The sequence below is a fragment of the Streptomyces zaehneri genome (genome assembly GCF_032248645.1).
Classification (GTDB): domain Bacteria; phylum Actinomycetota; class Actinomycetes; order Streptomycetales; family Streptomycetaceae; genus Streptomyces; species Streptomyces coriariae.
In genome coordinates, this window is record NZ_JASTTJ010000023.1 from 23,014 (window position 1) to 43,737 (window position 20,724).

The following is a 20,724-nucleotide window of genomic DNA, read 5'->3' on the forward strand; positions in this document are numbered from 1 at the left end:
GGGTCCGCCGCCCGGATCCGACGTCCGGGCGATGAACGACAGGGAGGCCGGCATGGCAGTCACCGACGAGGCGATCGAGAAGATCAAGGGCATGATCGTCTCGGGTGCGCTGCGCCCCGGGGACCGGCTGCCCAAGGAGAGCGAGCTGGCCGCCGATCTGGGTCTGTCACGCAACTCCCTGCGCGAGGCGGTGCGCGCCCTGTCGCTGATCCGGATCCTGGACGTGCGACAGGGCGACGGCACCTACGTCACCAGTCTCGATCCGCAACTGCTCCTCGAGGCGCTGAGTTTCGTCGTCGACTTCCACCGCGACGACACGGTCCTGGAGTTCCTGGCCGTACGCCGCATCCTGGAGCCGGCCGCCACCGCGATGGCCGCCCTGCGGATCAGTGAGCAGCAACTGGACGCGCTCGACGCCCAGTTGGACAAGCTCGGGGCCGATCCCTCGGTGGAGGAACTGGTCGCGGGCGACCTGGAGTTCCACCGGGGCATCGTGCAGAGCGCCGGCAACTCGGTGCTGTGCTCGCTGCTCGACGGACTGTCCGGGCCCACCACCCGGGCCCGCATCTGGCGCGGCCTGACGCAGGAGGACGCGGTCACCGGCACACTCCGCGAACACCGGGCGATCCTGGCGGCGCTGCGCGACCGGGACGCGGAGGCGGCGCGGTCGTGGGCGACGGTGCACATCGCGAGTGTGGAGCAGTGGCTGCGCTCGACGCTGTGAGTCCGCGGCGCGCGGCCACCCTGTGCGTTGCCTGTGCCCCGACGCCGTGAGTCGGGTGCGGGACGGGGTGTTCGGGGGTGGCGAACGGGGCAGTGATCCGTTCACTCCCCCGCACAAGGGGGCTGCGAGCGCCCCCGCGGAACGCCGTAAGGTTGGGTGGTCAAGCGAGGGCACGTCGGAAGGAGGCGCTGGGTGATCGAGCTCGAGGGGGTACCCGAGCTGATCGACCCGGTCATGGTGGCCGCGTTCGAGGGCTGGAACGATGCCGGCGACGCAGCCTCCACCGCGGTCGGGCATCTGGAGCGGGAGTGGAAGGGCGAGGTGTTCGCGGCGCTGGACGCCGAGGACTACTACGACTTCCAGGTGAACCGCCCCACGGTGTGGATGGACGCCGGCGTGCGCAAGATCACGTGGCCGACGACAAGGTTGTCGGTCGTCCGCGTCGGCGGCGACAAGCCGCGCGACCTGGTGCTCGTCCGCGGCATCGAACCGTCCATGCGCTGGCGCTCGTTCTGCAACGAGCTGCTGGGCTTCGCGCACGAGTTGGGTGTGGAGCTGGTGGTCATCCTGGGCGCCCTGCTCGGTGACACCCCGCACACGCGTCCGGTGCCGATCAGCGGGACCACGTCCGACGCGGACCTGGCCCAGCGGATGGACCTGGAGGAGACCAAGTACGAGGGCCCCACGGGCATCGTCGGCGTCCTCCAGGAGGCGTGCACGCACGCGGGGGTGCCGGCGGTGAGCCTCTGGGCGGCCGTGCCGCACTACGTCTCGCAGCCGCCGAACCCGAAGGCGACGCTGGCCCTCCTCAACCGCCTGGAGGACCTGATCGACGTGCGCATCCCCCTGGGCGAGCTGCCCGAGGACGCGCGTGCCTGGCAGGTGGGCGTGGACCAGCTGGCCGCCGAGGACACCGAGGTCGCCGAGTACGTGCAGACGCTGGAGGAGGCGCGGGACACGGCGGAGCTGCCGGAGGCGTCGGGCGAGGCGATCGCCCGCGAGTTCGAGCGCTATCTGCGGCGCCGGGACGGCGGCGGTCCGCCGGACCCCGGGGAGCGGACCCGGCCCCCGAAGCCGCCGAAGCCGAGCGGCGACGCCTCCGACGACAGCGATTCCTCGGAGGACTAGGACACCGGGCGGGACGCAGAACGACGAGGGGCGGTGCGCATCGGCGCACCGCCCCTCGTCGTACCCGGTGTACGGGCGCCTTCGGCTACAGCGCCACGCCCAGCAGCGCGTCCACGGCCCGCGAGACGACGCCGGGGGCGCCGATGTCCGTACCGCCGTGCTCCTGCTGGAGCGCCGCCCAGCGGTCGACGGCGGCGAGCGCGGCCGGGGCGTCGAGGTCGTTGCCGAGCGCCTCGCGGATCTCCTCGACGAGCGCCTCGGCGGGCGGCCCGTCGGGCCGGGAGACGGCGGCACGCCAGCGCCCGAGCCGGGCCTCGGCGTCGACGAGGACCTGGTCGGTCCACTCCCAGTCGGCCCGGTAGTGGTGGGCGAGGAGGGTGAGGCGGATGGCGGCGGGGTCGACGCCGTCCTGGCGCAGCTTCGAGACGAAGACGAGGTTGCCCCGGGACTTGGACATCTTCTCGCCGTCCAGGGCGACCATGCCGGCGTGGACGTACGCCTGGGCCATGGGGAACTCGCCGGTCAGCACCTGGGCGTGGGAGGCGCCCATCTCGTGGTGCGGGAAGGCGAGGTCGGAGCCGCCGCCCTGCACGTCGAAGCCCATCCCGAGGTGGTCCAGGGCGATGGCCACGCACTCGATGTGCCAGCCCGGCCGGCCGCGGCCGAGCGAGCCGCCGTCCCAGCTGGGCTCGCCCTCACGGGCCGCCATCCAGAGCATCGGGTCGAGCGGGTTCTTCTTGCCGGGGCGGTCGGGGTCGCCGCCGCGCTCGGCGGAGAGCAGCCGCATGGCGGCCGCGTCCAGGCCCGAGACCCGGCCGAAGTTCGGGTCGGACTCGACGGAGAAGTAGACGTCGCCCTCGAGCTCGTAGGCGGCTCCCGCGTCCCGCAGCCGCTCGACGAGCGGGACGATGCCGGGTATCGCCTCGACGGCGCCTATGTAGTGCCGCGGCGGCAGCATCCGCAGGGCCGTCATGTCCTCGCGGAAGAGCGCCGTCTCCTTCTCGGCGAGGGCGACCCAGTCGACGCCGTCGCGTTCGGCCCGCTCCAGGAGCGGGTCGTCGACGTCGGTGACGTTCTGGACGTAGTGAACCTGCCGCTTGGTGTCGAGCCACACGCGCTGAACGAGGTCGAACGCGTTGTAGGTCGCCGCGTGACCGATGTGGGTCGCGTCGTACGGCGTGATGCCGCAGACGTAGATACGGGCGACGGGACCGGGGTCGAGGGAGACCAAGCCGCCGGTCGCGGTGTCGTGGATCCTCAGGTCGCGGCCCTGACCAGGCAGGGCGGGGACCTCGGAAGCGGGCCAGGCATGCATGTCATGAGCCTAACCGGACGGAAGTTGCGTATACGAACCGGAGCAGGCCAGATGGCCGGGAAGACCCTCTTGTGTGATTCCGTCCGGCATGCTCCGGGCCGGTGGGGGCGGTCCGCATGCCGGACGGTTCAGACCGGGGGCCAGGGGATGGCCGGCCAGTCGCCGCTCGGCTCCGGGTGCTTCCCGGCCGCCAGCAGCGCGTCGGCACGCGCGCGCGTGGCGTCGACCTCGGCGGGGGTGAGGAGCGCGGCCAGGGTGACCGCCAGCCGCCCGCCGGGCTCCAGGGCGCCTCTGAGGCCCTTGAGCACGTCGAGGGCCTCGCCGCTCAGGGGCTCCCCCGCCCAGCCCCACAGGAGCGTACGCAGCTTGTTCTCGGCGTTGAAGGTGACCCCGTGGTCGATGCCGTACAGCCGGCCGTCGGCGGTGGGCAGGAGGTGGCCGCCCTTGCGGTCGGCGTTGTTGATCACCGCGTCGAGGACGGCGAGCCGGCGCAGCCGCTCGTCGTCGGCGTGCACGAGCAGCGCGGTGCGGCCCTCGCCGACCTCGGCGAAGCCGATCGCCCTCCAGCCCGGCTCGGGCTCCTGCGCGTCCACCAGGGCGAGCAGGTCGGCCTCGGGGGCCGTCTCGATCCACAGCTGGCACATGCCCTCGCCGTACGGCCCCTCGCGCAGCACGGTGGGCGGCACGAGGCCCCAGCCGGTCGCCTCGGAGACCTCGTAGGCGGCGACCTCACGCTGGGCGAGGGTGCCGTCGGGGAAGTCCCACAGCGGCCGCTCCCCGGCGACGGGCTTGTAGACGCAGGCGGCCTCGCGGCCCTCGTGCGCGACGGTGCAGTACAGGGCCGCGTTGGAGGCGTCGCGGATGCGCCCGCGGACGGTGAGCTCGCCGCGCGCGAGGAGTTCGGCGGCGGCCGGGTCGGTGGTCGTCACGCCCCCCGGCGGTATCCGTTCTGGCGCGGACATACGTGTCCTTCCGGATCGAGCGGCAGGCTGCACAGCGGGCACGGCGGCCGGCCCGCGTTGACGACGTCGAGAGCGCGCTTGGCGAAGGCCCTCGCCTGCGCGCCGCTGAGCCGGACCCGCAGCATCGGGGGCCCGTTCTCCTCGTCCTGGAGAAGTTTCTCCTCGGCCTCGGCGAGGTCCTCCTCGGAGTCCGCGTCGAGTTCCACGAGGGCCTGCGCCTCGACGATCATGCGCTGTTCCTCGCCGTCCCAGGCGAGGGCCATGGTGCCGACCCGGAACTCCTCCTCGATCGGTGTGTCGAGGGGGGCCGTGTCGGTGTTCTCGGCGGGCGACATCGCGGGCACGGGGGCGCTGCCGCCGGTGCGGCGTACGACCTCGTCCAGCAGTTCGTCCATGCGCTCGGCGAGCGCGGCGACCTGGGTCTTCTCCAGGGCCACGCTGGTCACTCGGGAGCCGGCGGTGGCCTGGAGGAAGAAGGTACGGCGCCCGGGCAGTCCGACCGTACCGGCCACGAAGCGGTCCGGGGGGTCGTAGAGGAACACCTGACGGGACACGTCCTGTCTCCATGGGAATCGTGGGTCATCGTGGGCCGGGGAACGAGTGGGGGAACGTCCCTGCGGGTACGCGCGCGTTTGCGGACCGCTTCACCCTACTGCGGCCGACGATCACGGTGCGCCCGCACCACCCCCGACCGTCGCGTCCCCGGCCGGCGGCTCCTCGCGCGGGGCGAGCGACGCGAAGTCGCCGGTGTCGCCGAGGCGCACGAGAAAGGGGCGCAGCCGGGTGTAACGGATCGCGGTGACGGAACACGGTTCCACAGAGATCCGCTGGAAGAGGTCGAGATGAAGCCCGAGGGCGTCCGCCACGAGCGACTTGATGATGTCGCCGTGCGAGCACATCAGATAGACGGCGTCGGCTCCGTGGTCGCGCTCCACGCGCGCGTTCCACTCGCGCACCGCCTCGGCGGCGCGGGTCTGCATGGCCCGCATGGACTCGCCGCCGGGGAACGCGGCGGCGGAGGGGTGCGCCTGCACGACCTCCATCAGGGGCTCGTCCATCAGCTCGGCGAGCTTGCGTCCGGACCAGTCGCCGTAGTGGCACTCCCCGATCCGCTCGTCGGTGTGGGCGCGCAGCCCGGGGCGGGCGTCGAGGAGCGGCCGGATCGTCTCCTGGCACCGCTGGAGGGGGCTTGCGACGACCTCGGCGAGCGGCAGCGCGTCGAGCCGCCCCGGCAGGGCGGCCGCCTGCGCGGCTCCCCGCTCGTCGAGGGCGACGCCGGGCGTCCAGCCGGCGAGCAGTCCGGAGGTGTTGGCGGTGGACCGGCCGTGCCGGACGAGGATCAACGTGGGCATGCGGCCCAGGGTAGGCGCACGCGGGCGTGCGCCGGTGAGCGTCCGAAGGGAGAATGCGCCGAGTGATCGTCGACTGCGCTGTGTATCGCGACGGGCACCGTACGGAGGGCCCGGAGGACTTCTCGGACGCCCTGGCCGAGGCACGGGCCGCGGGCGGTTTCGTGTGGATCGGGCTGCACGAGCCGACGGAGAAGGAGTTCGACCACGTCACGCACGAGTTCGGCCTGCACCCGCTGGCCGTCGAGGACGCGTTGAAGGCCCACCAGCGGCCCAAGCTGGAGATCTACGACGACTCGCTCTTCCTGGTGTTCAAGCCGGTCGTCTACGAGCCCGAGAGCGACTCGGTCTCCTCGGGCGAGGTGATGGTCTTCCTCGGTGACGGCTTCGTGGTGACCGTCCGGCACGGCGAGGGCGCTCCGCTGGCCGCCGTACGGCACCGGCTCGAGCACGAGCCCCAGCTGCTCGCCAAGGGCCCCACGGCGGTGGTGTACGCGATCGCCGACGCCACGGTGGACCACTACCTGGACGTGGCGACGGAACTCCAGACGGACCTGGAGGAGCTGGAGGCGGAGGTGTTCTCGCCGGACGGCGGCGGCTCGCGGCACACCGCTTCGCGGATCTACCGGTTCAAGCGGCAGATCCTGGAGTTCCGCCGGGCGACCGGCCCGCTGGGGCCGCCGCTGAACCGGCTGGCGGGCACCAGCGTGTCCGGCCCGGGGGTGCCGTTCGTGGACGAACGGGCGCGGCCCTTCTTCCGTGATGTCAGCGACCATCTCATGCGGGTGAACGAGTCCGTGGAGGGGCTGGACCGGCTGGTCACGGACATCCTCTCGGCGCACCTGGCGCAGATGAGCGTCCGGCAGAACGACGACATGCGGAAGATCTCGGCGTGGGCGGCGATGGCCGCGGTCCCCACGATGATCGCGGGCATCTACGGCATGAACTTCGAGCACATGCCGGAGCTGCGGTGGGTGTGGTCGTATCCGGCGGTGATCGCGCTGATGGCCGGGCTCGAGGTGCTGCTGTACCGGCTGTTCAAGCACCGCGGATGGCTCTAGGGACGGTTGGGGGCGGCCCCGCCGTCGGGGGTCAGGCGTACTCGGGAGCCGGGACCGCCGGACCGCCGAGCGCGTCGCGGCGCTCGGGCATCTCCAGGGAGACCATCCGCCGCCAGCCCGCGAACCGCTCCCACGCGTACACGGCGTGGATGCCGGCCGCGAGAAGCGCCGACCTGACCCTCGGCCAGCCGAGGATGTCTCCCATGTGGGCCATGACGGCCAGGCTCACGTCGCGGTAGATCCGGATCTCGGCGAGCGCGCAGCGGCGGAGCGTCTGCTGGATGGCGCGGCCGTGCCCCGCGCGGGCGAGGCGCAGCAGTTCCTCGTGACAGTAGGCGAGGTGGTTGTCCTCGTCGTTCGAGATCATCTTCACCGCGCGGCCGAGGTCGGGGTGGTCGGCGAAGTGCCTGCGCAGCAGCTCCATCTGCTCGGCGGCCCGCTGTTCGGTGACCCGGCTGTGGGCGAGGTAGGTGACGATGTCGTGCGCGGTCAGCGGATGGTCGGCCCGGAGCCGGTCGTGCGCGAGGCCGATGCCGGCGCGCTCCAGAAGCATCGTGTAGTCGGTGTCGCGCGGAACGGGCACGGGGGCGAGCCCGCGCTTGCGCATCAGGGCGTTGAAGATCCGCCCGTGCTTGTCCTCGTCGGCGCCGTGCCGGGCGATCTTGGGAGCGAGGTGCCGTTCGCTCCGCGGGACGAGCGCGGCGATCCGGGCGTTCTCCCAGCCGCCCTGCGACTCCCCGCCTGCGGCGATGGAACAGAAGAGCGCGAAGGACTCGTCGTTGTCGATGATCTCCTGGAACAGGCTCTTGGCCGAAAGCATCGTGGGGCACCTCTCCGCATTGCGCAGGATTCCGCAGCATTCCGCAAGGAACGAGTCAAATGCGGCACGGGAGGCGCTGCAACAGCTGTGTCCGACAACTCCGCCGAAAGAGGTACCCCGGGAGTCGGCCCGGAAGCGTAACCAGGCACCGCGTGGCGCGTTGTTCCGCGTGACGGCCGTGGCGGGGAAGACCCCCGAGCCCCCACCACGGCCGCTGAAATTCCAGCGCTCCCCCGTCCCGGTCGGCCCGGACCGGGCGGCAGCGACCGGCCTGCCCGGAGCGGCCAGCTCAGTCCGGCTAGCTCAGTCCGGCGAGCTCGATGGCCTGCGCGCCGGCCCGCAGCGAGGCGAGGCGCTCGTCCAGGGTGAAGCCCGCGGGGGCGAGGGTGAGCGTCGTGACACCGGCCGCCGCGTAGGCCTTCATCCGGTCGGCGATCCGCTCCACCGAACCCAGCAGCGTGGTCCGGTCGATCAGCTCGTGCGGTACCGCGGCCGCGGCGCCCTGCTTGTCACCGGACAGGTACTTGTCCTGGATCTCGTCGGCCGCGGCCTCGTAACCCATGCGGCGCGCGAGCTGGTTGTAGAAGTTCTGCTTGCGGCTGCCCATGCCGCCGACGTACAGCGCGGTGTAGGGACGGAAGGTGTCGGCGAGGCGCTCGACGTCCTTGTCGTCGCCGAGGGCCAGCGGCAGCGTCGGACAGACGTCGAAGCCCTCCAGCGTCTTGCCGGCCTTCTCGCGCCCGGCCCGCAGGTGCTTGATCGCGGTGTCCTCGAGGTGCTCGGCGGACGGGAAGATGAGCAGGGCGCCGTCGGCGATCTCGCCGGTCTGCTCCAGGTTCTTCGGGCCGATCGCGGCGATGTACAGCGGGATGTGCTCGCGCTCCGGGTGGACGGTCAGCTTGATCGGCTTGCCCGGACCGCCCGGCAGCGGCAGCGTCCAGTGCTCGCCGTCGTACGACAGCCGCTCCCGCGTCATCGCCTTGCGGACGATCTCCACGTACTCCCGGGTGCGGGACAGCGGCTTGTCGAACTTGACGCCGTACCAGCCCTCGGAGACCTGCGGTCCCGAGACACCGAGGCCGAGGCGGAAACGGCCGCCGGACAGCGAGTCGAGGGTGGCGGCGGTCATCGCGGTCATCGCCGGCTGGCGGGCCGGGATCTGGAAGATCGCCGAGCCGACGTCGATGCGCTCGGTCTGCGCGGCCACCCAGGTGAGCACGGTGGCCGCGTCGGAGCCGTAGGCCTCGGCGGCCCAGCAGACGGCGTATCCGAGGCGGTCGGCCTCCTGGGCGACGGCGAGGTTGTCGCCGTCCATTCCGGCACCCCAGTAGCCGAGGTTGATCCCGAGCTGCATGGCCGATCCCCTTACTGATCAGTAACGACGCTGTTGCGGAGACCTTAGCGCGGGGGCCGGGGGCACGGGAGGGCGGTGTGGCGAGGGTCGCGCCGATCGGAGCCGGGGTCCCGGCCTGCGGAACTCGGCTCCGCCTCCCGGAAATTCGGTTATCCACAGGCAACCCACTGCCCAGTTCTGGCCAGTAATCTCGGCGACCATGGAGCAGAGGCATCTCGGCCGCACCGGCCTGCGTGTGTCCCGCATCGGGCTCGGCACCCTGACCTGGGGCCGCGACACCGACGAGCACGACGCCGCGGACGTCCTGAAGACGTTCTGGGAAGCGGGCGGGACCCTCCTCGACACGGCCGACGTGTACGGCGACGGGGACGCCGAATACCTGCTCGGACGACTGATGGAGGGCCTGGTGCCGCGCCGGGACCTGATCATCTCGACCAAGGCGGGCAGCGTCCCCGACCCGGACCGCCGCTACGACGGCTCCCGGGGGCACCTCCTCGCCGCCCTGGACGCCTCGCTGGCCCGGCTGGGCACGGACCACGTCGACCTGTGGCAGGTGCACGCCTTCGATCCCGACACCCCGCTGGAGGAGACCCTCCAGGCCCTCGACATCGCTGTCACCAGCGGCCGCGCCAGATACGCCGGGGTCTCCAACTTCTGCGGCTGGCAGCTCGCCAAGGCGGCCACCTGGCAGCTCTCCGCGCCGGGCACCCGGACCCGCCTCGCGGCGACACAGATGGAGTACTCGCTGCTGCAACGCGGCGTGGAGCGCGAGGTGCTGCCGGCCGCCCTGGATCTGGGCATCGGTCTGCTGCCCTCCTCTCCGCTGGGCCGCGGCGTCCTCACCGGCAAGTACCGGGGTGACGCCCTGCCACCCGACTCGCGCGGCGCCTCGGACCACTTCGGGCTCTTCGTGGAGCCGTATCTCGACGACACCGCGAGCCGCATCGTGGACGCCGTCGCGACCGCCGCGGACGGGCTGGCGGTGACCCCACTCCAGGTCGCCCTCGCCTGGGTCCGCGACCGGCCGGGCGTGGCCGCCCCGATCGTCGGCGCGCGCAACGCGCAGCAGCTCACGGCCGCATTGTCAGTGGAGGCCCTTAGTCTTCCTGACGAGATCTGCCGGGCCCTCGACGACGTGTCGGCGCCCGTGCACCGCTATCCCGATCACGACTGGAGCACGCTGTGAGCACGGAGTCGGTTCCCCCGGAGAGCACCGAGAACGCCGGACCGGCGACGCCGGAGGCCGCCGGGGAGCCCGGGACCCCGGACGACACGGCGACGGCGCAGCCCGAACCGGCGCCGGCCGACAGCGCTTCGACGAACGACGACGACACCCCTCCCGCGCGCGACGCGGAGGACGTGAGCGAAGGCGAGGAGACCCTCTCCGCAGACGCAAACCCGTCGGCGGAGTCAGAAGAAGAGACGGAAGCAGAGGCAGAAGCGGGGACGGAGGCGGGCAAGGCCGACGAGGCCGCCGAAGCGGCCGCGCAGCTCTCCGAGGCGCAGGCCGAGCTCGCCGCGCAGAAGCTCGAGCGGGAGCGGATCGAGCGGCGCCGGGCCGAGAAGGCGGAGCCCATCGCCAGCGGGACCAAGCTGAGCGGGAAGGCCGCCGATCTGCTGGCGGCGGTGCGTGCGGTGGAGGGCGGAGCGAAGCCCCCGGCCGCCGTGTTCGCCGAGCCGGCGCCTGCCCCGCGCCGCCCCGCCCCGGAGCCGGTCCGCCGTCACCGGCCGGCGACCCCCGAGTCGGCGGCGGTTGCCGCACCGGCACCCGCGGCCGAGGCCGTCGAGGGCGTGCGTCGCGTGCTCTCCGGCGGCGGCGCACCCGAGGCACTCGCGCCGCAGACCGCCGCCGTGCTCGGTGAGGGCGCCGAGGATCTGCTGCGTGAGGACCCGTGGCAGTTGCTGCGCGTCCCCGGTGTGCGTCCCGAGCAGGCCGACGGGTTCGCGCGGGCGCTGCTCGGCCCGCAGTGCGCCCCCGACGACGAACGGCGCGGCCGCGCGGTGACGGTCTGGCTGCTCGAACAGGCTGCCCTGGCCGGGCACACCGCCCTGGAGTTGCCGACGCTCACCGCCGCCCTCGGCCGGCAGGCCGTGCCGGACGCCGAGGCGGCCGTGCAGAGCGCGCTGGCCGAGGGCGAGGCCCTCGTCTTCCAGGACGCCCTGGACCCGGTGGACGCCGCCCGGACCGGCCGGCCCGAGGAGCCCGCCGAGAACCACGCGAACGGCGCGGCCGACGAGGAAGAGGGCGGGGAAGACGGCGCGGAGTCCCGGCCGGTCCGTGTCCTGGTGGGCCTGGAGCGGTACGCACTGGCCGAGGAGAGCCTCGCCGACGCGCTGGCCCGGGTGGTCAACTCCCTGGCCAAGGAGTCCTCCGCGCGGTGGGAGTCGGTGACGGCCGGCGCGTCCGGCAGCACCGCCGAACTGCTGCGCGCCGTCGCCGGACACGGCCTGGTGCTGCACACCGGCGGCGACGCCTCCCGGGCCGAACCGGCGGCGCTGCTCACCGCGGCGCGGACCCTGGGCCTGCGCGCGGTCGCGGCCTGTCACACGCCGGACGGACGGCAGCGGTTCGCGGCTCTGCTCGGCGAGCGGGCCGAGGACGGCGCCGTCGTGACCGTCCCCGGGCTGCTCGCCGGCACCGAGGGTCCCGGGCGGGACGCCGACGGGGCCTTCGCCCTCGACCTGCTGGTCCTGCTCGACGCACCGCAACTGGACGTGGAGAGCGCCGCGATGCTGGTGGAGTCGCTGCCGGACGGGGCACGGCTGGTGCTCAGCGGTGATCCGGCGGTGCTGTGGTCGGCCGGCCCGGGCCGGGTCTTCGCCGATCTGCTCGCGGCGCGCGCGTGCCCGCAGGTCGCCTCGCGCACGCCCGACCCGGGGCCGATCGGTGAACTCGTCTCCGGCGTCGGCATCGGCGAGCTGAACCAGGTCGACGCGCCCGGCAAGGAGATCGTGATCGTGCCGGTGCGGGAGGCGGGCGAGGCCGTGCACCGGACCGTCCAGCTCGTCGCCGACTCGGTGCCGCGGGCCTTCGGGATCACCCCCGAGGAGACGGTGGCGATCACCCCGGGGCACGGCGGCGCGGCCGGCACGCGCGCGCTGAACGCCGCCCTCAAGGAACGGCTCAATCCCGGCCCCGGCCGGTTCGGCGGCTTCGACCCCGGCGACCGGATCGCCTACTCGCCCGCGCCGGGCCGTACCGTGCCCGGACGGGTGGTGACGGCCGACGCGGAGGGGCTGCACCTGTCCTGCGCCGACGGCCCGGTGGTCGTGCCGAGGGAACGGGTGGAGCAGGTCGTGCGGCACGGGTGGGCGCTGACCGCGCACCAGGCCGCGGGCAGCCGGTGGCCCGCGGCGGTCGTGGTCCTGCCCGGGGACGCCGGGCAGGCACTCTCACGACCCTGGGTGTACACGGCGTTCGGCCGGGGGGAGCGCCATCTGTCCGTGGTGCACGGCGTGGAACAGGCCCTGCCGAAGGCCGTCGCCGAGGTCCCGGCGAAGCCCCGCACGACCCGGCTCGCGGTGCTGTTGCGCACCCAGGTCCCGGCAGCCGAGTAGCGCGAACGGCGGCGGTCCCGAGGGTCTCCCCCTCGGAACCGCCGCCGTCACGCAGATCCGGAAGCTTCCGCTTCCCGTTTCCCGCACGCCGCTCCCGCAGGCCGCTGCCGGCCGCCGGTCAGCGGCGGTCGGCGTCCAGAGGCTCCAGTTCCTCGTCCTCGACGTCGTCCACGAGATCCTCGTCGTCGCCGTCGTCGTCACCGTCGTCGAGTTCGTCGAACACCGAGCTCACGTCGAAGCGGCAGACCACCCGCCCGGGGTCGGCCTGCTCGAAGGGTGTCTCCAGCCACTCGCCCGGCTCGGCCGGTTCGTCGGCCGCCAGCACCCACAGCGTGGAGTCGCCCTCCTCCAGGCCGAACTCCTTGTGCCGGGAGGCGATCTCGTCCGGTTCGAACTCGCCGAACAGGATGCCCAGCGCCCCGTGCACCGTGTCCGAGACCGCCCCGCCCACTCCCTCGTCGTCCGCCGCCTCGATCCGCTGGGCCTGCGCCAGCAGCCGCTGTGGCTCGGCGACGGCGTAGTCGCGGCGGATCAGCACACTCAGCGCGTTCGGCTCCTCGGGACCCGCGTACGGCGGCAGGGAGTCCTCCGCGCCGGGGATCTCGAAGGGCGTGACCTCGTCATATCGGTCGTAGAGCAGTTCGTCGTAGACCTCGGCGGCCGCGGCCAGCTCGTTGAACGCCTCGTAGACAGCCGGGTCGTCCTCCCCCGTCCTGCGTTCGACCGCGGCCAGGTGGCGGTCGAGCGCGGTCTTGACCGCCTCGGCGGCGGCGCGTACCTCGGCAGCGGTGGGCTGCGCAGCATCAGACATAGTGCAGACGCTATCCGTACCGGACCCCAGACCGCACAATAGATGCGATGCCGGAATACGAATTTGTCGACGTCTACGTACCGCGCGGGGTCTCCCGCAAGGACGCGACCCGACTGCTGACCGACCATGCCGAGTACGGACACTGGGAGTTGGACCGCCTGAGCCTGCTGCGTGACGGCAGCCGCAGGGTGCGGTTGCGCCGGCGGATCATCCGCCAGGTGCGGGCCACGTGGTGAGGTGATCCCACGGGTACGGAGCGGGCCCCGCCGAGGCGGGGCCCGCTCCGTCGTGGGCACCCCGCAGGCCTACGCGGAGGGGCGCGCCTTGCGGTAGAGGACCGCGCCCGCGAGCAGCGCGCCGACGCCGGCCGGCAGGGCGAGGCCCATCGGCAGCTCGCTGCCGGTGTGCGCGAGCTGCGCGGCGGGGGCGGCGGGCCCGTGGACGGCGGAGGCGCCGGCCGGGGTCACGTGATCCGAGGTGGACGGCACACCCCCGGGTCGGGACGGGTTGGTCCGGCCGTGCCCGCCCGGCTTGCCGGGGCCGTGCTCTCCGGGCTTGCCCGGCGTCTCGTGGCCGCGCGAGGGGGGCGTGTGGGAGCCGGTGCCGCTGTCGTTGGCGCAGTCGTTGCCGAAGGACGGGTTGAGGATCCCGACGACGTCGATGCTGTTGCCGCACACGTTGACCGGCACGTCGATCGGCGCCTGGACGTGGTTGCCGGAGCCGACACCGGGCGACCCGCCGGTGTGCCCGCCCGCGTGAGCGCCCCCGGAGCCTCCTTGCGTCCCGGAGCCGCCGTGGCCGCCGCCGTGGTTCCCGCCGTAGCCGCCGCCGTGGCTTCCGCCCCGGCCTCCGCCGCCGCCCTGGTGGTCGCCGTAGCCACCGCCCTGGTGGTGGCCGCCGTAGCCGCCGTCCTGGTGGCCGCCGTAGCCGCCGCCCCGGTGGTCGCCGTAGCCGCCCGACCGCGCACCGCCGCCCTTGTTGGCGCAGGAGTTGCCGAAGGTCGGGTTGAGCGCCCCGACGACGTCGAGGGTGTTGCCGCAGACGTTCACCGGAACGTTGACCGGCGCCTGCACGGAGTTGCCCGACAGCACGCCGGGTGAGTCCGAGGCGCCGCCGTTCGCGCCGGAGTCGGCGTGGGCGTAGCCGCCCGCGGCGGCGATCACCCCCGTCGCCGCCGCCACGGTCATGAGGCTTTTACGGGTGACCTGTCGCATTGCTGAATCCCTGCTTTCGATCTTGTCATTCGTCCCGAATGCGCTCGCATCATGGCAGCTGTTCGATTCATTTCGGGCTCTTCGACTTCTTCGGCTTTTCCTTCGGAAAAAGACCGGTCGGCCCCGGAGCGCATGGCGCGCACTCCGGGGCCGAAGGTATGGACGGACGACCCCTCAGCGGGTCGACGTCACTTGTTGATGCAGGTGTTGCCGAAGGCGGGGTTCAGCAGCCCGATCACCGAGATCGTGTTACCGCAGACGTTCACCGGGACGTGCACGGGCACCTGGATCACGTTGCCCGAGGCGACACCCGGGGAGTGCACGGCAGCACCCTGGGCACCGGCATCGGCAACAGCCAGACCCGCGCCCGCGAGAACCAGCCCACCAGTGGCAGCCGCAGCAGCGACGACCTTCTTGATCATTATTCCTCCTTGTTGGCAATGCGATCCCAAGCAGCGGATCGCATCACCAGTAACGAGGAGGAATTAATGAGGCTACGAGCTTATCGGCGCATTCACCCTTCCCAGTTCCGCCCGTACAGGCGGCCGATTATCCTCGACTGTTCTCCGCCCGGTGAATTCTCGTTTCACCAGGACACTTCAGGACGCGTCGATGAACCGGTCGAGCACACGCACCCCGAACTGGAGCCCGTCCACCGGGACCCGCTCGTCCACGCCGTGGAACATCCCGGCGAAGTCCAGCTCCGGCGGCAGCTTCAGCGGGGCGAAGCCGAAGCCGCGGATACCGAGGTCGTCGAAGGACTTGGCGTCCGTGCCGCCGGACAGCATGTAGGGGATGGCCTTGGCGGTCGGGTCCTCGGCGAGCAGCGCGGACTGCATCGCCTCGACCAGTGGCCCGTCGAAGGAGGTCTCCAGCGCCTTGTCGGAGTGCACGTCCTCGCGGCGCACCTTCGGGCCGAGGATCCGGTCGAGGTCGCCGAGGAACTCGTCCTCGTGCCCCGGCAGGAACCGCCCGTCGACGTGCGCGGTGGCCTCACCCGGGATGACGTTGACCTTGTAACCGGCACCGAGCTGGGTCGGGTTGGCCGTGTTGCTCAGCGTCGCGCCGATCAGCTTGGCGATCCCGCCCAGCCTGGCGAGGGTCGACTGCATGTCCTCGGGGTCCAGCTCGGTGCCGAGCGCGTCGCCGAGCTCGTCGAGGAAAGCGCGGGTCGTCTTGGTGACCCGCACCGGGAAGGTGTGCCGGCCGAGCCGCGCGACCGCCTCGGAGAGTTCGGTGATGGCGTTGTCCCGGTGGATCATCGAACCGTGTCCGGCGGTGCCGGCCACGGTCAGCTTCATCCAGTGCATGCCCTTCTCGGCCGTCTGGATGAGGTAGAGCCGCCGCTCCTCGCTCACGGTGAACGAGAACCCGCCCACCTCGCTGATCGCCTCGGTGACGCCCTCGAACAGGTCGGGGTGGTTGTCGACGAGGTGACGGGCCCCGTAGGTGCCGCCCGCCTCCTCGTCGGCGAGGAACGCGAGCACGATGTCGCGGGGCGGCCTGCGCCCGGAGCGCAGCCGGTCGCGGACGACCGCCAGCGTCATCGCGTCCATGTCCTTCATGTCGACCGCGCCGCGGCCCCACACGCACCCGTCGGCGACCTCGCCGGAGAAGGGGTGGTGGGTCCAGTCGACCGCGTTGGCCGGAACGACGTCGAGGTGACCGTGGATGAGCAGCGCGGGCCTCGACGAGTCCTCGCCCTCGATGCGGGCCACCGTGGAGGCGCGGCCCGGGTGCGACTCGAAGATCTTCGGTTCGAGTCCCACTTCGGCGAGCTTCTCGGCGACCCATTCGGCCGCCTTGCGTTCACCCGGCCCCGAGTGGTCGCCGTAGTTGCTGGTGTCGATCCGGATCAGCTCGCGGCAGAGGTCCACGACCTCGTCCTCGCCGGTGACGCTCCTGGCCGTGCCGTCGGTCGCGCTCACGCTGGTTCCTCCCGCTGTCACTGCTGGTGGGTCCCCTTCATCCTCCCTCTCCCCCGCTCCCCGCCCAAGGCCGGTCCCGGCCCGACACACGCCGTTCACGCGGGACGCGGCATCCGACGGGCGCGACTGCCTGTGATCGGGCACCCCGGAAAGCCTGGTAATGTTTACGACGTCGCCGCGAGGGAAACCCCGCACGACAGACACCTTGTCCGGGTGGCGGAATGGCAGACGCGCTAGCTTGAGGTGCTAGTGCCCTTTATCGGGCGTGGGGGTTCAAGTCCCCCCTCGGACACAGAGACAGAACCAGACAAGGCGATCAAAGATCGTCCTCGACAGGTTCGCAGAGTGCCGGTGAGTCATATGACTCACCGGCACTTCTTCGTTCCTCGGAGCCCTCGGGCGCCACAGCCGGGGTTCCCGCGGATCTCGGTTCGGTCGGCTTCGGGCCACGTCGGTCCGAGGGCGAGCGGCCGGGCGCGGGGCCGGGGTGTCGCGCCGCGTCCGCGCAGGACCCCCGCGACGGACAGCTCCCCGCCTGCTGCGGCGCCGGGCTGACCGCGCCGGTCCGGCGGGCCGGTCCTGGGCCGCGCCCGCCGGGCCGGTCGCCGATACTGGGAAAATGGGCAAACTTGGGCAATATGCCCCAGCGAGCCGACGGGCCGCCCGCGTGCCACCGAAGGACGGGCCGCCGGAGGCCGGCCCGAAGGCCCGTCACCCTTCGGCCGGCCGACGTCTGCTGTCGTTGCGGAAACCGCGCAGCGTCGCCGGTCAGGTCTTCCTGCTGCAACTGGTGGTCGTCCTCCTGCTCATCACCACGGCCGTGGTGGTACTCGTCATCCAGGACCGCAACCGCGCGATCCAGGAAGCCGGCGACCGGTCACTGGTGGCGGCCGAGTCGTTCGCGTACGCCCCGGGCACCGCGGAGGCGATGAAGAGCGACGACCCGACGGCGGCGCTCCAGCCGCATGCCGAGGCGGTGCGCAAGAGGACCGGCGTCGACTACGTCGTGGCGCTGAGCCCCTACGGCTTCCGGTGGACCCACCCGGACCCGGACCAGATCGGCAAGCACGTCTCCACCTCCTACGGCCAGGCGCTCGAGGGCGAGCCCCACCAGACCACGTTCGACAGCAGTCTGGGCAAGGCGGTCGACTCGACGGTGGCCGTCTTCGACGAGAAGGGGACCGCGGTCGGCCTCGTCACCGTGGGAGTCACGGTGGACAAGGTGACCGGTGTGGTGCAGCGCCAACTGCCGGTGATCTTCGCCGCCGGCGGTGTCGCACTGCTGCTGGCCGCGGGTGGGTCGGCGCTGGTCAGCGGGCGTTTGCGGCGCCAGACCCGGGGGCTCGGGCCGGTGGAGATGACCCGCATGTACGAGCACCACGACGCGGTGCTGCACGCGGTCCGCGAGGGCGTGATCATTCTGGACGGTGACGGAAGGCTGCTGCTGGTCAACGACGAGGCGCGCCGGCTGCTCGCACTGCCGCCGGAGGCCGAGGGCAGGCCGGTCACCGGACTCGGGCTGAGCCCGGCCCTGGCCGGACTGCTGATGTCGGACGAGGCGGCCACGGACAAGGTCTTCCTGGCCGGGGACATCCTGCTCGCGGTCAGCGTGCGGCAGGTGGGCTCGCAGGGCGGCAGCGTGGCCACCCTGCGGGACACCACTGAGCTGCGCGCCCTCGCGGGCCGGGCGGACGTGGCGGGCGGGCGCCTGCAACTGCTCTACGAGGCCAGCACGCGGATCGGTACCACCCTCGACATGAAGCGCACCGCCGAGGAACTGACCGAGGTGGCGGTCCCGCGCTTCGCCGACTTCGCCACCGTCGAGTTGCTGGAGCCCGTGCTGCAAGGGGGTGAACCGACGGGGGCGAGCAGGGAAATGCGGCGTATCGCGGCCGCGGGCATCCGGGACGACGTGCCCCTCTATCCCGTCGGGAGGCGTATGCGCTACGCGCCCGGCAACCCCGTGGCCATCGGTATGACCACCGGCCGGCCGGTCCTGGTGGCGGACCTCGCCATGGCCGACGGATGGCGGGTCCAGAACCCGGAGCGGGCCCGGAGGGTCGTCGAATTCGGTATCCACTCCATGATCTCGGTACCGCTCCAGGCCCGAGGCCAGCTGCTGGGTGTCGTGGAGTTCTGGCGTTCGGAGCAGGATTCCTTCGAGCCGGACGACCTGTCCCCCGCCGAGGAACTCGCCGCCCGGGCGGCCGTGTGCATCGACAACGCGCGGCGGTACACCCGCGAGCACACCACGGCCGTCACCCTCCAACGCAGCCTGCTGCCCGGCGCGCTCCCCGAGCTGTCCGCCCTGGAGGTCGGGCACCGTTACCTGCCCGCCCAGGCGGGGGTGGGCGGCGACTGGTACGACGTCATCCCGCTGCCGGGGGCCCGGGTGGCCCTGGTGGTCGGCGATGTCGTCGGACACGGTCTGCACGCCGCCGCGACGATGGGTCGTCTGAGGACCGCGGTGCACAACTTCGCCGCCCTGGACCTGCCTCCGGACGAGCTTCTCGCGCACCTGGACGACCTGATCGCGCAGATCGACCAGGACGCGGCGGCCGAGGGCGACACCGAGGCCGTCACCGGTGCCACCTGCCTGTACGCGGTCTACGATCCGGTCTCCGGGCGGTGTGTCCTCGCCCGGGCCGGTCATCCCGGTCCGGCGCTGGTCTCGCCCGACGGCTCCGTGACCTTCCCCGACATCCCCGTCGCCCCGCCACTCGGCGTGGGAGGAGGTCTGCCGGTCGAGACGGCCGTACTCCGGCTGGCAGCCGGCAGCCGGCTGGTCCTCTACACCGACGGCCTGGTCGAGGCCCGCGGCCGTGACATCGACACCGGGCTCGGCATGCTGAGGCAGGCGCTCGCCCGTACGGACGGCGCCACCCCGGACGACACCTGCCGGGCGGTGCTCGACGCGATGCTGCGCACCAGGTCGAGTGACGACGTCGCCCTGCTCGTCGCACGCACCCGGCTGCTCGACCCGGAGCAGGTCGAGGAGTGGGAGGTGCCCGACGACCCGGCGGCCGTCTCCCGGATCCGCGCCGCGGCCACCCGCAGGCTGGAATCCTGGGGGCTCGAGGAGGCCGCCTTCACGACCGAGCTGATCCTCAGCGAACTCGTGACGAACGCGATCCGGTACGGAGCGAGCCCCATCAGCCTGCGGCTGCTGCACGACCGCGACAGCCTCATCTGCGAGGTCGCCGACGGCACCAGCACCTCCCCGCACCTGCGCCGCGCGGCCTTCACCGACGAGGGCGGCCGCGGTCTGCTTCTCGTCGCGCAACTGTCCCGCCGCTGGGGGACCCGGTACACCGACCGAGGCAAGATCATCTGGGCGGAGCAGGCGCTCGCCGCCGGAGTCCCCGGAGACCTGAGCGGTCTGCTGATGACGGACCTGTGAAGCGGGACGGAATCCGGACCGCCACCCCGGTTGCGCGCACGCCCGGAGCGTTCAGGAGCCGCCGCCGACCGTGAAGTACGGGATCTTGGCCGGGTCCTGGCCGAAAGCGGCCCCGAGATAGACGGCCGACAGTTTGGTGAGCGTTCCGTCGTCGATCAGCTGCCTGATGATCCGGTCCAGCTCGTCCTTGTCGGGCGACCCCTTCGGGTACAGGGCGCCGTAGCCCTGGTCGGTCCGGTACTGGCCCACGAGGCGCACCTTCCCCTCCCGCTTCTGGGGATACGCGAGCAGAATCGTCGTGTCGTGGACGACCGCGTCGATCCGTCCCTCCTCCAGCGCCGTGACCATGTCGGGGTCGTTGGGGAATGAGGTGACGGGCTTGGTCGGCTTGAGGCGCTTCTCGACGAACTCCTCGCCCGTGGTGCCCTCGGCCACTCCGATGCGGACGTCACGGATGTTGTCCTCGTCGATCTTCTCACCGTCCCTGATCAGCACTCCCAGGGTCGAGGAGAGGTAGGGCGGGGAGAACTCGGCGACCTTGCCCCGTTCCGGGGTGATCGTGATCTGCGCCAGGGCCAGGTCGAAGTCCTTGGACCGGCCGGACACGACCTCCGGAAACGGGGCGTTCTCGACCTTCACCCGGTCGAGTCCGGAGCGATAGGCGATGTTGGCGGCCATGCAGTACTCGTAGCCGCTCTTGATGGAGTCCGGTGTGTCGCCGTTCCACCAGCCGGGCGCGGGCAGGGTCGTCCTGACCGTGAGGGCGCCCGCCGTCTCGGGAGACAGGTGGAACTCGCCGTGATGTCCCGAGACCGGGCAGTCGCCGTAGTGGACGCTCGACGACTGCGACCCGCCCTGGTCACAAGCCGACGTCGCGACGATGAGCGCCACGCTGACAGCCAGAGAGACGATCGCTGCCGCGGCGCGCATCATTGCACCTCCGGTAGGGGCGTACTCCTTTGCTCACCATAAATCACCCCAAACCATACGACTGCCGGAGCCACGTGGGAGGACTCCGGGGCGCGGGTCGGGACACCCGGCCTCCGGCGCCGCCAGCGGGGGCCGGCCGAAAGCGCGACCCAGGTCCGCGCCGCACCGCG

At 72.2% G+C, this 20,724-nt stretch carries 18 protein-coding genes and 1 tRNA gene; 8 read left to right on the forward strand and 11 right to left on the reverse strand.

Annotated features, from left to right (window positions below; all coding sequences use genetic code 11):
- Nucleotides 1-52 precede the first annotated feature (52 nt).
- Together QQM72_RS31105 and QQM72_RS31110 are read left to right on the forward strand one after the other, a co-directional pair.
- A complete protein-coding gene (locus QQM72_RS31105) occupies nucleotides 53-724 on the forward strand; it encodes a FadR/GntR family transcriptional regulator (protein ID WP_314224172.1) in 672 nt (223 codons plus the stop codon).
- A 192-nt stretch (nucleotides 725-916) separates the two neighbouring features.
- Complete coding sequence (locus QQM72_RS31110; RefSeq protein WP_142269503.1) at nucleotides 917-1,852, forward strand: PAC2 family protein; 936 nt, start codon at nucleotides 917-919, stop codon at nucleotides 1,850-1,852.
- Nucleotides 1,853-1,937: 85 nt separating this feature from the next.
- Here the strand turns inward: QQM72_RS31110 and mshC are convergent, their stop codons facing one another.
- The 4 genes from mshC to QQM72_RS31130 all read right to left on the reverse strand — a co-directional run bounded on the left by mshC (nucleotide 1,938) and on the right by QQM72_RS31130 (nucleotide 5,481).
- Nucleotides 1,938-3,167: a cysteine--1-D-myo-inosityl 2-amino-2-deoxy-alpha-D-glucopyranoside ligase gene (mshC, locus tag QQM72_RS31115; protein ID WP_314224173.1), complete on the reverse strand. Its 1,230-nt coding sequence runs from the start codon at nucleotides 3,165-3,167 to the stop codon at nucleotides 1,938-1,940.
- 128 nt (nucleotides 3,168-3,295) lie between these two features.
- On the reverse strand, nucleotides 3,296-4,129 hold the full coding sequence (locus QQM72_RS31120) for an SCO1664 family protein (RefSeq protein WP_314224174.1): 834 nt from the start codon (nucleotides 4,127-4,129) through the stop codon (nucleotides 3,296-3,298).
- Nucleotides 4,093-4,683, reverse strand: a complete 591-nt coding sequence (locus QQM72_RS31125) for a DUF3090 domain-containing protein (RefSeq protein WP_020128287.1) — start codon at nucleotides 4,681-4,683, stop codon at nucleotides 4,093-4,095. The genes QQM72_RS31120 and QQM72_RS31125 overlap by 37 nt, the downstream gene beginning before the upstream one ends.
- A gap of 111 nt (nucleotides 4,684-4,794) precedes the next feature.
- Complete coding sequence (locus QQM72_RS31130; protein WP_314224175.1) at nucleotides 4,795-5,481, reverse strand: histidine phosphatase family protein; 687 nt, start codon at nucleotides 5,479-5,481, stop codon at nucleotides 4,795-4,797.
- Nucleotides 5,482-5,543: 62 nt separating this feature from the next.
- Between QQM72_RS31130 and corA the strand changes: the two genes are divergently transcribed.
- On the forward strand, nucleotides 5,544-6,539 hold the full coding sequence (corA, locus tag QQM72_RS31135) for a magnesium/cobalt transporter CorA (RefSeq protein WP_314224176.1): 996 nt from the start codon (nucleotides 5,544-5,546) through the stop codon (nucleotides 6,537-6,539).
- Nucleotides 6,540-6,570: 31 nt separating this feature from the next.
- On the opposite strand, the gene QQM72_RS31140 is transcribed toward corA, so the two are convergent.
- Together QQM72_RS31140 and QQM72_RS31145 are read right to left on the reverse strand one after the other, a co-directional pair.
- Nucleotides 6,571-7,359, reverse strand: coding sequence for a ferritin-like domain-containing protein (locus QQM72_RS31140; protein ID WP_314224177.1), 789 nt, complete (start codon nucleotides 7,357-7,359; stop codon nucleotides 6,571-6,573).
- Between the two features lie 298 nt (nucleotides 7,360-7,657).
- Nucleotides 7,658-8,713, reverse strand: coding sequence for an LLM class F420-dependent oxidoreductase (locus QQM72_RS31145; RefSeq protein WP_142269509.1), 1,056 nt, complete (start codon nucleotides 8,711-8,713; stop codon nucleotides 7,658-7,660).
- Between the two features lie 199 nt (nucleotides 8,714-8,912).
- On the opposite strand from QQM72_RS31145, the gene QQM72_RS31150 reads away from it, so the two are divergent.
- Together QQM72_RS31150 and QQM72_RS31155 are read left to right on the forward strand one after the other, a co-directional pair.
- The gene (locus QQM72_RS31150) at nucleotides 8,913-9,899 is read left to right on the forward strand and encodes an aldo/keto reductase (RefSeq protein ID WP_314224178.1); all 987 of its coding nucleotides are present in this window, start codon (nucleotides 8,913-8,915) and stop codon (nucleotides 9,897-9,899) included.
- Nucleotides 9,896-12,271 (forward strand): helix-hairpin-helix domain-containing protein, encoded by a 2,376-nt coding sequence (locus QQM72_RS31155; protein WP_314224179.1) that lies wholly within the window; start codon nucleotides 9,896-9,898, stop codon nucleotides 12,269-12,271. Before QQM72_RS31150 ends, QQM72_RS31155 begins: the two co-directional genes overlap by 4 nt.
- A 118-nt stretch (nucleotides 12,272-12,389) precedes the next feature.
- Here QQM72_RS31155 and QQM72_RS31160 read toward each other — a convergent pair whose 3' ends face one another.
- Nucleotides 12,390-13,082 (reverse strand): hypothetical protein, encoded by a 693-nt coding sequence (locus QQM72_RS31160; RefSeq protein WP_314224180.1) that lies wholly within the window; start codon nucleotides 13,080-13,082, stop codon nucleotides 12,390-12,392.
- Between the two features lie 47 nt (nucleotides 13,083-13,129).
- On the opposite strand from QQM72_RS31160, the gene QQM72_RS31165 reads away from it, so the two are divergent.
- Nucleotides 13,130-13,318: a DUF5703 family protein gene (locus tag QQM72_RS31165; protein WP_005485166.1), complete on the forward strand. Its 189-nt coding sequence runs from the start codon at nucleotides 13,130-13,132 to the stop codon at nucleotides 13,316-13,318.
- Nucleotides 13,319-13,387: 69 nt separating this feature from the next.
- On the opposite strand, the gene QQM72_RS31170 is transcribed toward QQM72_RS31165, so the two are convergent.
- The 3 genes from QQM72_RS31170 to QQM72_RS31180 form a co-directional block, all read right to left on the reverse strand.
- A complete protein-coding gene (locus tag QQM72_RS31170; protein WP_314224182.1) occupies nucleotides 13,388-14,296 on the reverse strand; it encodes a chaplin in 909 nt (302 codons plus the stop codon).
- Nucleotides 14,297-14,484: 188 nt separating this feature from the next.
- A complete protein-coding gene (gene chpH, locus QQM72_RS31175) occupies nucleotides 14,485-14,718 on the reverse strand; it encodes a chaplin ChpH (RefSeq protein WP_028806602.1) in 234 nt (77 codons plus the stop codon).
- A gap of 177 nt (nucleotides 14,719-14,895) precedes the next feature.
- Nucleotides 14,896-16,224 carry a M20/M25/M40 family metallo-hydrolase gene (locus QQM72_RS31180; RefSeq protein WP_020128277.1) on the reverse strand — a complete coding sequence of 443 codons (1,329 nt, stop codon included), beginning with the start codon at nucleotides 16,222-16,224 and terminating at the stop codon, nucleotides 14,896-14,898.
- 207 nt (nucleotides 16,225-16,431) lie between these two features.
- Here QQM72_RS31180 and QQM72_RS31185 point away from each other — a divergent pair.
- Together QQM72_RS31185 and QQM72_RS31190 are read left to right on the forward strand one after the other, a co-directional pair.
- A tRNA-Leu gene (locus tag QQM72_RS31185) sits at nucleotides 16,432-16,516 on the forward strand.
- Nucleotides 16,517-16,891: 375 nt separating this feature from the next.
- Complete coding sequence (locus QQM72_RS31190; protein ID WP_314224183.1) at nucleotides 16,892-19,624, forward strand: SpoIIE family protein phosphatase; 2,733 nt, start codon at nucleotides 16,892-16,894, stop codon at nucleotides 19,622-19,624.
- 51 nt (nucleotides 19,625-19,675) lie between these two features.
- Here the strand turns inward: QQM72_RS31190 and QQM72_RS31195 are convergent, their stop codons facing one another.
- Nucleotides 19,676-20,554: an ABC transporter substrate-binding protein gene (locus QQM72_RS31195; protein WP_314224184.1), complete on the reverse strand. Its 879-nt coding sequence runs from the start codon at nucleotides 20,552-20,554 to the stop codon at nucleotides 19,676-19,678.
- Nucleotides 20,555-20,724 lie beyond the last annotated feature (170 nt).